The organism is Cedecea sp. B1(4), from assembly GCF_059414925.1.
Window position 1 is genome coordinate 280,262 of the sequence record NZ_JCAHMZ010000006.1, and the last position, 11,815, is coordinate 292,076.

Below are 11,815 nucleotides of genomic sequence, written 5' to 3' on the forward strand. Positions count from 1 at the left end.
GAACAACAATGATCAAGCTCGGCATCGTGATGGACCCCATCGCACACATCAACATTAAAAAAGACTCCAGCTTCGCCATGCTGCTGGAAGCGCAGCGTCGTGGTTACGAACTGCACTACATGGAAATGGCCGACCTGTATCTGAACAACGGCGAAGCGCGCGCCCGCACGCGCCTGCTCAGCGTCGAGCAGAACTACGATAAGTGGTATGAGTTTGGCACCGAGCAGGATATCGCCCTGGCCGATCTGAACGTGGTCCTGATGCGCAAAGACCCGCCGTTCGACACTGAATTTATCTACGCGACCTATATTCTTGAGCGTGCAGAAGAGAAAGGCACGCTGATCGTTAACAAGCCGCAGAGCCTGCGTGACTGTAACGAAAAGCTGTTCACTGCCTGGTTTGCCGACTTAACGCCGGAAACGCTGGTCACCCGTAACAAAGCTCAGCTGAAAGCCTTCTGGCAGCAGCACGGCGACATCATTATGAAGCCGCTGGACGGTATGGGTGGCGCCTCTATTTTCCGTGTGAAACAGGATGACCCAAACATCGGGGTTATCGCCGAAACGCTGACCGAACTGGGGACCCGCTACTGCATGGCGCAGAACTACCTACCTGCCATTAAAGACGGTGATAAACGCGTGCTGGTGGTAGACGGCGAGCCGGTACCTTACTGTCTGGCGCGTATTCCGCAGGGCGGTGAGACCCGCGGTAACCTGGCCGCCGGTGGCCGTGGCGAACCACGTCCGTTGACCGACAGCGACTGGGAAATTGCCCGCCGCGTTGGGCCGACGCTGAAAGCTAAAGGGCTGATTTTTGTTGGTCTGGATATTATCGGCGATCGCCTGACCGAGATTAACGTCACCAGCCCAACCTGCATCCGCGAAATCGAAGCTGAATTCCCTGTGTCGATCACCGGGATGCTGTTCGACGCCATCGAAAAACGCCTCGCTCACTAAGCGCATCTGGCGGGTAGCTGTTACCCGCCTTCCCCCTTCGAAGGCACGATTCACGGCGGGTAGCCCGCCTTCCTTCATTAGTGGTAAGCTGGTCACACTTCGCGCAGCCACTGCCGCTTTTATCAACCGGGATCAGAACCTCTGACAATGAATTTACAGCATCACTTTCTTATTGCCATGCCGGCTCTCCAGGACCCTTTATTTAAGCGCTCCGTAGTTTATATCTGTGAATACAATGATGAAGGCGCGATGGGGATTATCATCAATAAACCGCTGGAAAACCTGCAGGTTGATGGCGTTCTCGAAAAGCTAAAAATAGAACCGGACCCGCGCGACACCACGATTCGACTGGATAAACCCGTTTTCATCGGTGGCCCACTGGCGGAAGATCGTGGTTTTATTTTGCACTCGCCGCCGGACAACTTCGGCTCAAGCATTCGCATCTCCGACGATACGGTGATTACAACTTCTCGTGATGTGTTGGAAACGTTAGGCACGGCCAAACAGCCGAAAGAGGTGATTGTTGCTCTCGGCTATGCTTCCTGGGAAAAAGGGCAGCTTGAGCAGGAGATCATGGAAAACTCATGGCTGACGGCGCCAGCTTCGCCTGAGATCCTGTTCCATACGCCCATTTCAGAGCGCTGGCGCGAGGCGGCCCGCCTGATTGGTATCGATATCCACACCATGCCAAGCGAAGCGGGGCACGCCTGATGAGCAACGGAACTTTAATGGCTTTTGACTTCGGTACTAAAAGTATCGGCGTCGCCATCGGCCAACGCATTACCGGCACTGCGCGCCCGCTAACCGCACTCAAAGCGCAGGACGGCACCCCGGACTGGAATGCGGTAGAAAAAATCCTGAAAGAGTGGCAGCCGGAAGAAGTCGTTGTCGGCCTGCCGCTGAACATGGATGGCACCGAACAACCCCTGACGGCGAGAGCCCGTAAGTTTGCTAACCGCCTGCACGGCCGCTTTGGCGTGAAAGTCTCTCTGCAGGACGAGCGGCTGAGCACTGTCGAAGCCCGCGCCGGGTTGTTCGAACACGGCGGTTTTCGCGCTCTGAATAAAGGCAGCATCGACTCCGCCTCCGCAGTGATTATTCTTGAAAGCTGGTTCGAGTACCACCCGTGAAGGGCTTAACTGCCGGACGTATCGTGTCGTGCGTTCAGCAGTTCATGCCTTGCGGCAATCGCCAGAAAGTGGCTGCGGTCCCGGTAGCCTGATGAGGGCTGCTTAACCCGGGAATCAATACGCCGCAGCAGTGCGTCCGGCAGCATGATGTTTAGCCGCTGCTGCTTTCCTTCCAGCGCGGATAAATCCACATCAACCAGCAGCCATTGATGGCAATAGCTGTACTCCGGGTCTGCGGCATAAGCAAAAGGCCCGGCATCACACAGTTGAGTAATGTCTTTGCCGCTCTCCACCATTAAATCCACAATCGACAGCACTGCGTCCTGCACCATCGGGCCGATATCCGCCTGACTGTCTGCGGCCGATACGCAGCCAAATTCTTCATTGCATAGCGCGGGCACGACCAGGCCAAACGCTTCGTTTTCAGTTGCGGGTAATTCCACACCAACGGAAAAAAACATCATCAACCTCCGGCAGCGACAGGCTAAAGGCCTGCCATTTTACGAATGGATTTGACGGTACCGACGGGCAAATCCTTTTTGGGATGCGGAACAGGGAACGTTTTTCCGATTGTAGGTGACCACCAGATCCCGTGGCTACCCTCAGAACGCCTGACGGGTTCGCACCCTGCGGCTCTCAATTCCTTTATCAGCTCAGCAGAGATCATCATGCTCTCCCTGAATGACGATCAACATACACATCAATACACACAACAGCAATAAATGTGTTCAAAATGTCGCCTCCCATGGCCCGCTGGCTGCCCGATCGTTTCCAGCAATCCTACCTTCACGCAGCAGCAGCGCCTCGCTCTGGGCAAAGCTTTGCATGCCATGCTGCTGGCCGGTTTGCAGCACACCAGGCAGTTGATGCGTCTTCCCCTCACGAATCAAATTTGCCACGGCCGGGGTATTGACCAACAGTTCGTACAACGCCACCCGGCCACCATCGCCTGCCGGCACAAGCTTTTGTGCCAGCACCGCTTTCAGGCTTCCGGCAAGCTGAGTTTGAATCAGGCTTTTCTCCTGAGCAGGGAATACATCCACCAGCCGTTCTACCGCCTGCGCAGCACCGCGTGTGTGCAATGTCGCCAGAACCAAATGCCCTGTTTCTGCCGCGGTCAGCGCCAGGCCAATCGTCTCGCTATCCCTAAGCTCGCCCAGCAGGATGACGTCCGGGTCTTCCCTCAAAGCGGCTTTTAGCGCTGCAGCATAGCTTTCACAGTGCAGGCCGGGCTCGCGCTGCTGAATCAGGCATCGACCAGAGACGTGAATAAATTCGATGGGGTCTTCAAGCGTTAGCACATGGCCGTCAAGATGCTGGTTGAGATGTTGGATCATCGCGGCAAGGGTTGTAGACTTCCCGCTTCCGGTAGCACCTGTCACCAGTATCAGCCCTTCACTTTCCCGTAAAAGTGCCTTCAGTTGGGACGGTGCGCCAAGCGTATGCAGTTCCGGACAAGAAGACGCGAGTAATCTAAGCGCCAGCGAATAACCATCCTGATGGCGAAAAGCATTGCCGCGCAACCTGAAACCGTTCGTGAGCGTAAGTGAAAAATCGAGCTGCCCCGCGCGATTAAGCTGTAACGCTTGCTCTTCACTTAACCATCTGTTGAGAACGTCTTCGACTGCCGGCACCTTCTCCGGGCACACGTCCAGCCTGCCGCACTTTCGCCAGCGTGCCGCCTGGCGCGCGCACAGGTGTAGATCGGAGACATTATGCTTTACACTAAGGGCCACAATTTCTTCGATATCCATATCACTTCCAACGATCATGAATGAGATAGCGCACAATCTGGCACAGGTACATGGGAAAATCTCAGCCGCTGCGGCACGTTGCGGCAGAAGCCCCGAAGAAGTGACTCTGCTTGCAGTCAGCAAAACCAAGCCTGTGAGTGCCCTCGCAGAAGCGATTGCTGCCGGGCAACGCGCCTTTGGCGAAAACTATGTGCAGGAAGGCGTGGATAAGATTCACCACTTTGCTGAACAAGGTGTAACAGGGCTGGAGTGGCACTTTATCGGGCCGCTGCAGTCGAATAAAAGCCGCCTTGTGGCGGAGAATTTTGACTGGTGCCATACCGTCGATCGGCTGAAAATTGCCAGCAGACTCAGCGAACAACGCCCGTCGACGTTGCCGCCGCTAAACGTACTGATTCAAATTAATATCAGTGACGAAAACAGTAAGTCCGGCATCGCGTTGAGTGAACTGGAACAGTTAGCTGCCGAAGTGGCGGTCTTACCGGGACTGACGCTGCGAGGCCTGATGGCCATCCCTGCGCCAGAACCGGATTACGAGCGCCAGCTTGCCGTTTGCCGCAAAATGGCTGAGGCCTGCAATGCACTCAAAGGCCGCTTCACCACGGTCGATACATTATCTCTCGGCATGACCGATGACATGGAAGCCGCGATTGCCGCAGGCAGCACCATGGTGCGCATTGGAACCGCTATTTTCGGCGCGCGGGATTATCCCGCTCGTTAATCACCATCATTTTTGAGGAAAACCATGCTTACGTTGACTTTCCTGGTCAAAACCCTGATTGAGCTTTACGTAATGGTGCTGCTTATCCGTATCTGGATGCAGTGGGCGCGCTGTGATTTCTACAACCCGTTTGCCCAGTTCATCGTTAAAGTTACCCAGCCCGTTGTCGGACCGCTTCGTCGCGTGCTGCCATCCCTGGGCCCTATTGATACCTCATCCCTGCTGGTGGCATTTATACTCACCACGCTGAAATTCCCTATTCTGCTGCTGATCCAGTCCGGCGGGCTGTCGCTCGATCCATTAAACTTACTCATCGGCGTGCTGTCGCTGCTGAAATCAGCCGGTACCCTGGTGTTCTGGGTGATCATCGTTCGTTCCCTGATGAGCTGGATAAGCCAGGGCCGCAGCCCTATTGAATACGTGCTGATGCAAATGACCGAGCCAATGATGGCGCCGATTCGCCGCATCTTGCCTGCGATGGGCGGCATTGATTTCTCCGCCATGGTGGTCATTCTTATTCTTTATGCGCTGAACTACCTCGGTATGGACCTGTTCCCTGGCCTTTGGTACGCGATTTGAGTGCTGTGACGCAGCAGCCTGACGGGCTGGTTTTGCGGCTGTATATTCAGCCCAAGGCCAGCCGCGATAGCCTGGTCGGTATGCATGGCGACGAGTTAAAAGTCGCCATCACCGCACCACCGGTAGACGGGCAGGCCAACGCTCACCTGGTAAAATATCTGGCCAAACAATTCCGGGTAGCGAAAGGCCAGGTCGTAATAGAGAAAGGCGAACTTGGTCGCCATAAACAAGTTAAAATTATCGGCCCGCAGCAGATCCCGACGGAAGTCGCGGCATTGATTGCCCCCCTCGAATAACACAGGACTGACTATGCAAAAAGTCGTATTAGCTACCGGTAACGCCGGTAAAGTGCGTGAACTCGCCAATCTGCTGGCGGATTTTGGCTTCGATGTGGTCGCGCAAACCGAGCTGAACGTAGAGTCTGTCGAAGAGACCGGCCTGACCTTTATTGAGAATGCGATTCTCAAGGCTCGCCATGCGGCTAAAGTGACCGGGCTTCCGGCGCTGGCCGACGATTCCGGCCTGGCGGTGGATGCTTTGGGTGGTGCACCGGGTATCTATTCCGCCCGCTACGCGGGTGAGGATGCCAGTGACCAGCAGAACCTCGACAAGCTTCTGGAAGCGCTGAAAGACGTACCGGACGATAAACGCCAGGCTCAGTTCCACTGCGTGCTGGTCTATATGCGTCACGCAGAAGACCCAACGCCGCTGGTGTTTCACGGCAGTTGGCCGGGCGTGATTACCCACGCGCCAGCCGGGCAAGGTGGCTTTGGCTACGATCCTATCTTCTACGTTCCTTCAGAGGGTAAAACCGCGGCGGAGCTAACCCGCGATGAAAAGAGCGCGATCTCCCACCGTGGGCAAGCGCTGAAACTGTTACTGGAAGCAATGCGTAATGGCTAATTTGCCACCTCTTAGTCTCTACATTCACATCCCGTGGTGCGTGCAGAAGTGCCCGTACTGTGACTTCAACTCCCACGCGCTTAAAGGCGACGTGCCGCACGACGAATACGTGAGCCATCTGCTGCACGACCTCGACCGCGACGTGGCGCTTGCTCAGGAGCGTGAGGTAAAGACTATTTTCATTGGCGGCGGTACGCCAAGCCTGCTCTCCAGCGAAGCCATGCAAACGCTGCTGGACGGCGTGCGCTCACGCCTGAAGCTGGCAGACGACGCAGAAATCACCATGGAAGCCAACCCCGGCACGGTCGAAGCCGACCGCTTTGTTGGCTACCAGAAAGCGGGTGTGAATCGTATTTCTATCGGCGTTCAGAGCTTTAGCGAGCCAAAATTAAAGCGCCTGGGCCGTATTCATGATGCGGGTGAAGCCAAACGTGCCGCAAACCTGGCAAGCGGCCTGGGGCTGCGCAGCTTTAACCTTGACCTGATGCACGGCCTACCTGACCAGTCGCTCGAAGAGGCATTGGACGATCTGCGCCAGGCCATTGCCCTTAATCCCCCGCATCTTTCCTGGTATCAGTTGACCATCGAGCCGAACACGCTGTTTGGATCACGTCCGCCGAAGTTACCGGACGACGACGCGCTGTGGGATATCTTCGAGCAAGGCGATAAGCTACTGACCGCCGCGGGCTACCAGCAATACGAAACCTCAGCCTACGCTAAGCCCGGTTATCAGTGCCAGCACAACCTGAACTACTGGCGCTTTGGCGACTACCTGGGGATTGGCTGCGGTGCCCACGGCAAAATCACCTTCCCGGACGGACGCATTACGCGCACGGCGAAAACACGCCATCCGCGCGGATACATGGAAGGAAAGTACCTCGACCGCCAGCATGACGTTGAGCAGGCAGACAAACCGTTCGAATTCTTTATGAACCGTTTCCGCCTGCTGGAGGCCGCGCCACGCAGTGAGTTCACGCTTTATACTGGTTTAGATGAAGCGATAATTCGCCCGCAGCTGGATGAGGCGCTGGCGAAAAACTATATGACGGAAACGGATGAACACTGGCAGATTACCGAGCACGGGAAGCTGTTTTTAAACTCCCTGCTGGAACTGTTTTTAGCCGACGAAGTGTAAGTTTTCACCCTCACCCCGGCCCAATCCCCTTTGGGGAGAGAACTGGTGAAGGGGAACTCGGTTTATCCCCTCTCCCCTTAGGGGAGAGGGTTAGGGTGAGGGGAAAATTACTTCAGCGCCCCCACAAGCCCTTTACGCTGATTTTCCAGCGACACCACCCGGTTACACACCTCGTGGCCGAACTGTTCAAAATCAGCCTGCTGATTATTCCATTCGTTCTGAACCGCCGTTTGCAGGCCGCCCAGGTTGCCCAGCACATTCTGCAGCGGGTTGCCGCCGCCTTTCAGCACCGCCTGCGCGCCCATTTCATTAATGCTGTCCTGCAGAATGCCGCCCATCGCCTGGTTCACCAGCTGCTGGCCATCGGCTCTCACCTGATCGACCGCTTTATAATGGAACGTCAGTCCGTCCTGGCGGCGCTCAATAATCCGGTTCATCTGCTCTTTTAACTGGGCATCCAGTTTGGTCAGGCGATTGCGCATGCTGCTGCTTTCCCCAACCTGTTTAGCAATAATGCCGTCCAGCGCTACGCGGCTTTTCTCTACGCGAGAGCGAGCCCCGTTATCGATCCACGGTAAATCCGTGCGCAGGGCTTTCTGGTAATTCAGCGCCTGCTGGCGCTGTGCGGCGGTCAGCGTCTTCTGAACACCGTTGTATTGCACGCTGCCGTCAGGCGCGATGACCAGATTGCCGTTCTCACCCACAACCTGCACGGACTGCGGGTTAATGACCACGTCATCACGTGGATTGACGCTGCACTGATAGTCCGCGTGTGCCGAAGCGGCGGTGACCAGCAGCGCGCCTAAAAGAACCTTACGGATCATATTTTCTCCTGAAAAATCAGCTCCTGAAAAAAAGGCCGGTTAATTAACCAGCCTGTTTTTACTAAAGCTTAATCCCACCAGACGTCGAACAGATCGCTGATGCGAACATCTTCGAGCTTGCGGTCTTCTAACCATTTACGCACCAGCGCCTGATGCTCTTCGGTGCATTTGCCAATCTCTTCCATGCACACCAGACCTTCCCAGACCAGGTAACCGCTGCCGTCAAACGCCAGCTTGTTCGGCGCGATCACTTCGGCGATCAGCTCGTCCACAGTTTTATCAATTTGCTCTTCGGAAGTGCCCTCCGGGAAGCGCCAGGCAATCGAGAACCCCAGTTCCTGGAACTCTTCGATGTGCATTTTCTTACGCAGACGACGGCTACGATTCTTTGCCATTATTTCACCCTCTCGAACATTAAGTCCCATACGCCGTGACCAAGACGATGGCCACGTTGTTCAAATTTGGTTACCGGACGTGAGTCCGGACGCGGTACGTAGTCGTGACTCTCCGACTGGTTTTTATACCCTTCGATAGAGGACATCACTTCGAGCATATGTTCAGCATAAGGTTCCCAGTCGGTGGCCATATGGAACACGCCGCCTAACTTCAGCTTGCGCTTCACCAGGTCAGCAAACGGTACCTGAACGATACGGCGTTTATTATGACGTGCTTTATGCCATGGATCAGGGAAAAACAGCTGAACCATGTTCAAAGAATTGTCAGGAATCATGTTTTCCAGCACTTCCACCGCGTCGTGGCACATCACACGAAGGTTCTCCACGCCGGCCTCATGCGCGGTGCTCAGACAAGCGCCGACGCCCGGTGAATGCACTTCAATACCGAGATAGTTATGCTGTGGATTGGTTTGTGCCATGGTTACCAGCGAGGTGCCCATACCAAAACCGATCTCCAGCGTGACCGGCGCTTCGCGGCCAAAAATCTCGCTAAAGTCGGCAGGCTCGGCCTGGAACTCAACGCCCATCACCGGCCAGTAGTTATCCAGCGCATGCTGCTGGCCTTTTGTCAGACGCCCCTGGCGACGGACAAAGCTGCGGATGCGGCGCAGCACACGGCCTTCTTCATTAAATTCCGGTGAAATGACGTCATTCTTCATGGTTTTCTTAACGCTTCGCTTAGTGTTCGGGAAACGGGCATTATCCAAAGTTAAGGATGAGAAGCAAGTGGCAGAAAGTTCCGGTTTACAGCTTTACGCCGCTGTGCTGGAATCGGCTCCTTTATTACACCTTTGCCGGATATCCCGCGTTGACCATGCAAGCTCCTCAATTCGCCCAACAAGTCCTCGACTGGTACCACAAGTATGGGCGCAAAACCCTGCCGTGGCAGCAGGAGAAAACGCCTTATAAAGTATGGCTCTCTGAGGTAATGTTGCAACAAACCCAGGTCGCGACGGTCATCCCTTATTTTGAGCGCTTTATGGCGCGTTTCCCCACCGTGACCGACCTGGCGAACGCCCCGCTGGACGAAGTGCTGCACCTGTGGACGGGGCTGGGTTATTACGCCCGCGCGCGCAATCTGCATAAAGCCGCTAAGCAGGTTGCCAATAAACACGGTGGCGTTTTCCCTCAAACGTATGACGAAGTGGCCGACCTGCCTGGCGTCGGGCGCTCAACCGCAGGCGCGATTCTGTCTCTTTCGTTGGGTAAACACTTCCCGATTCTCGATGGCAACGTAAAGCGCGTGCTCGCCCGTTGCTATGCCGTTTCCGGCTGGCCGGGCAAAAAAGAGGTTGAAAACCGCCTCTGGGAAATCAGCGAACGCGTAACCCCTGCACAGGGCGTTAGCCAGTTTAATCAGGCGATGATGGACCTTGGGGCCATGGTCTGCACCCGCTCAAAGCCAAAATGCGAGCTTTGCCCGCTGAACACCGGCTGCGTAGCCTATGCCAACCACAGCTGGGCGAACTATCCCGGCAAGAAGCCTAAAGTGACGCTGCCTGAACGCACCGGTTATATGCTGATGATGCAGCATGGCGATGAAGTCTTCCTGGCGCAGCGTCCGGCAGTCGGGCTATGGGGAGGCCTATTCTGCTTCCCACAGTTCGCTGAAGAACAGGAATTACACCGCTGGCTGGAGCAGAGAGGAATTCCGGCAGATAATCTCACGCAGTTAACGGCTTTCCGCCACACCTTTAGCCATTTCCATTTAGACATTGTGCCGATGTGGCTTCCGGTGTCGTCCATGGACGGCTGCATGGATGAAGGCCCCGCTCTCTGGTATAACTTAGGCCAGCCACCATCTGTCGGGCTGGCGGCTCCCGTGGAGCGCCTGCTACAACAATTACGAGCCGAACCGGTTGCCTTAGCGTCAGTTCGCGCCGAAGAAGAGGAATAATCATGAGCAGAACGATTTTTTGTACTTACCTGCAGCGCGAAGCTGAAGGCCAGGATTTCCAGCTGTACCCGGGCGAACTAGGCAAGCGAATCTATAACGAAATCTCCAAAGAGGCCTGGGCGCAGTGGCAGTCCAAGCAGACCATGCTGATCAATGAAAGAAAGATGAGCATGATGAACCCAGAACACCGCAAAGAGCTGGAAAACGAGATGGTCAATTTCCTGTTTGAAGGGAAAGAAGTCCATATCGAAGGCTTCACCCCGCCAGAAAAACAGTAATCGTCGGCACCTTTTTGCAAACACAACACGCATACACGGAATGATGAAAAAACTTCTCGCGCTGGCTCTCGTGGCCCCGTTGCTGATCTCCTGCTCCAGTAAAAAAGGCGATGACGCTTTTAACGAAGCCTACGTAAAGGACACCAACGGGTTTGATATTTTGATGGGGCAGTTTGCCAACAACATCGAAAATATCTGGGGTATGAAAGAGGTCCTGATCGCAGGCCCGAAGGATTACGTCAAATACACCGACCAATATCTGACGCGTAGCCACATCAACTTCGACGAAGGTACCATAACCGTTGAGACCATCGCGGGCACCGATCCTGCCGCGCACCTGCGCCAGGCCATCATTACCACCCTGCTGATGGGAGACGATCCTGGCTCAATAGATCTCTATTCCGATGCCAACGACGTCCAGATCTCCAAAGAGCCGTTCCTTTACGGGCAGGTCGTGGATAACACTGGCCAGCCCATTCGTTGGGAAGGCCGTGCGACGAAGTTTGCCGACTACCTGCTGCAAACGCGACTGCAAAAGCGCAGTACCGGGCTGAAAATTGTCTATAGCGTGACCATCAATCTTGTGCCTAATCACCTCGACAAACGAGCACATAAATACATCGGTATGGTACGTAAAGCGTCGAAGAAATACGGCGTGGACGAGTCATTGATTCTGGCAATCATGCAGACGGAATCCAGCTTCAACCCGTATGCGGTAAGCCACGCGGATGCACTGGGCCTGATGCAGGTTGTTCAGCACAGCGCCGGGGTTGACGTGTTTAAAGCGCAGGGGAAATGGGGCAAACCAAGCCGTAGCTTCCTGTTCGACCCGGAAAGTAACATTGATACCGGCACGGCTTATCTGGCGATTTTGCAGAACAGCTATCTGGGGCAGATTGATAACCCAACGTCACGTCGCTATGCGGTGATTACGGCCTATAACGGCGGCGCAGGCAGCGTGCTGCGGGTGTTCTCTAACGATAAGATGCAGGCGTTTAGCCTGATTAACAGCATGGCGCCGGGCGATGTCTATCAAACGTTGACCACGCGCCATCCGTCCGCAGAGTCTCGTCGTTATCTGTATAAAGTGAATAACGCCCAGAAGAGTTATCGTCGGCGGTAATTTACCCTCTCCCTAAAAGGGAGAGGTGACCTTCCGGGCATACACTTCTTCCCCCTTCTT

At 55.1% G+C, this 11,815-nt stretch carries 17 protein-coding genes; 11 read left to right on the plus strand and 6 right to left on the minus strand.

Annotation, left to right across the window (positions count from 1 at the left end; all coding sequences use genetic code 11):
- Positions 1-8: 8 nt before the first annotated feature.
- The 3 genes from gshB to ruvX all read left to right on the plus strand — a co-directional run bounded on the left by gshB (position 9) and on the right by ruvX (position 2,086).
- On the plus strand, positions 9-956 hold the full coding sequence (gene gshB / locus ACR6JA_RS13950; RefSeq protein ID WP_008461555.1) for a glutathione synthase: 948 nt from the start codon (positions 9-11) through the stop codon (positions 954-956).
- Between the two features lie 147 nt (positions 957-1,103).
- On the plus strand, positions 1,104-1,667 hold the full coding sequence (locus ACR6JA_RS13955) for a YqgE/AlgH family protein (protein WP_039287632.1): 564 nt from the start codon (positions 1,104-1,106) through the stop codon (positions 1,665-1,667).
- Positions 1,667-2,086, plus strand: coding sequence for a Holliday junction resolvase RuvX (gene ruvX / locus ACR6JA_RS13960; RefSeq protein ID WP_213715361.1), 420 nt, complete (start codon positions 1,667-1,669; stop codon positions 2,084-2,086). Before ACR6JA_RS13955 ends, ruvX begins: the two co-directional genes overlap by 1 nt.
- Positions 2,087-2,091: 5 nt before the next feature.
- Here ruvX and ACR6JA_RS13965 read toward each other — a convergent pair whose 3' ends face one another.
- From ACR6JA_RS13965 to ACR6JA_RS13975, 3 genes are all read right to left on the minus strand, one after another.
- Positions 2,092-2,547 carry a type II toxin-antitoxin system HicB family antitoxin gene (locus ACR6JA_RS13965; protein ID WP_494493810.1) on the minus strand — a complete coding sequence of 152 codons (456 nt, stop codon included), beginning with the start codon at positions 2,545-2,547 and terminating at the stop codon, positions 2,092-2,094.
- A gap of 23 nt (positions 2,548-2,570) precedes the next feature.
- Complete coding sequence (locus tag ACR6JA_RS13970) at positions 2,571-2,753, minus strand: type II toxin-antitoxin system HicA family toxin (RefSeq protein WP_494493811.1); 183 nt, start codon at positions 2,751-2,753, stop codon at positions 2,571-2,573.
- A gap of 61 nt (positions 2,754-2,814) precedes the next feature.
- The gene (locus ACR6JA_RS13975) at positions 2,815-3,840 is read right to left on the minus strand and encodes a type IV pilus twitching motility protein PilT (RefSeq protein WP_494493713.1); all 1,026 of its coding nucleotides are present in this window, start codon (positions 3,838-3,840) and stop codon (positions 2,815-2,817) included.
- A gap of 16 nt (positions 3,841-3,856) precedes the next feature.
- Between ACR6JA_RS13975 and ACR6JA_RS13980 the strand changes: the two genes are divergently transcribed.
- From ACR6JA_RS13980 to hemW, 5 genes are read left to right on the plus strand one after another with little or no spacing between them, the layout of a single operon-like run.
- Positions 3,857-4,561, plus strand: a complete 705-nt coding sequence (locus tag ACR6JA_RS13980) for a YggS family pyridoxal phosphate-dependent enzyme (protein ID WP_494493714.1) — start codon at positions 3,857-3,859, stop codon at positions 4,559-4,561.
- 24 nt (positions 4,562-4,585) lie between these two features.
- A complete protein-coding gene (locus ACR6JA_RS13985) occupies positions 4,586-5,140 on the plus strand; it encodes a YggT family protein (protein ID WP_008461544.1) in 555 nt (184 codons plus the stop codon).
- Positions 5,137-5,436, plus strand: coding sequence for a DUF167 family protein YggU (yggU, locus tag ACR6JA_RS13990; RefSeq protein ID WP_008461542.1), 300 nt, complete (start codon positions 5,137-5,139; stop codon positions 5,434-5,436). The genes ACR6JA_RS13985 and yggU overlap by 4 nt, the downstream gene beginning before the upstream one ends.
- Before the next feature lie 13 nt (positions 5,437-5,449).
- Positions 5,450-6,043: an XTP/dITP diphosphatase gene (locus ACR6JA_RS13995; RefSeq protein ID WP_494493715.1), complete on the plus strand. Its 594-nt coding sequence runs from the start codon at positions 5,450-5,452 to the stop codon at positions 6,041-6,043.
- Positions 6,036-7,178: a radical SAM family heme chaperone HemW gene (gene hemW / locus ACR6JA_RS14000; RefSeq protein WP_494493716.1), complete on the plus strand. Its 1,143-nt coding sequence runs from the start codon at positions 6,036-6,038 to the stop codon at positions 7,176-7,178. Before ACR6JA_RS13995 ends, hemW begins: the two co-directional genes overlap by 8 nt.
- A 107-nt stretch (positions 7,179-7,285) precedes the next feature.
- On the opposite strand, the gene ACR6JA_RS14005 is transcribed toward hemW, so the two are convergent.
- The 3 genes from ACR6JA_RS14005 to trmB form a co-directional block, all read right to left on the minus strand.
- Positions 7,286-8,002: a YggN family protein gene (locus ACR6JA_RS14005; protein ID WP_008461536.1), complete on the minus strand. Its 717-nt coding sequence runs from the start codon at positions 8,000-8,002 to the stop codon at positions 7,286-7,288.
- Between the two features lie 68 nt (positions 8,003-8,070).
- Positions 8,071-8,397 carry a YggL family protein gene (locus ACR6JA_RS14010; RefSeq protein WP_008461534.1) on the minus strand — a complete coding sequence of 109 codons (327 nt, stop codon included), beginning with the start codon at positions 8,395-8,397 and terminating at the stop codon, positions 8,071-8,073.
- Positions 8,397-9,116 carry a tRNA (guanosine(46)-N7)-methyltransferase TrmB gene (trmB, locus tag ACR6JA_RS14015; RefSeq protein WP_085542334.1) on the minus strand — a complete coding sequence of 240 codons (720 nt, stop codon included), beginning with the start codon at positions 9,114-9,116 and terminating at the stop codon, positions 8,397-8,399. The genes ACR6JA_RS14010 and trmB overlap by 1 nt, the downstream gene beginning before the upstream one ends.
- A 155-nt stretch (positions 9,117-9,271) precedes the next feature.
- On the opposite strand from trmB, the gene mutY reads away from it, so the two are divergent.
- Genes mutY through mltC form a run of 3 tightly spaced genes read left to right on the plus strand, consistent with a single transcriptional unit; the run spans position 9,272 to position 11,755 of the window.
- Positions 9,272-10,354 (plus strand): A/G-specific adenine glycosylase, encoded by a 1,083-nt coding sequence (gene mutY, locus ACR6JA_RS14020; protein ID WP_494493717.1) that lies wholly within the window; start codon positions 9,272-9,274, stop codon positions 10,352-10,354.
- A gap of 2 nt (positions 10,355-10,356) precedes the next feature.
- Positions 10,357-10,632 carry an oxidative damage protection protein gene (locus tag ACR6JA_RS14025; protein WP_039297939.1) on the plus strand — a complete coding sequence of 92 codons (276 nt, stop codon included), beginning with the start codon at positions 10,357-10,359 and terminating at the stop codon, positions 10,630-10,632.
- 43 nt (positions 10,633-10,675) lie between these two features.
- Positions 10,676-11,755: a membrane-bound lytic murein transglycosylase MltC gene (mltC, locus tag ACR6JA_RS14030; RefSeq protein ID WP_008461527.1), complete on the plus strand. Its 1,080-nt coding sequence runs from the start codon at positions 10,676-10,678 to the stop codon at positions 11,753-11,755.
- Positions 11,756-11,815: the final 60 nt, after the last annotated feature.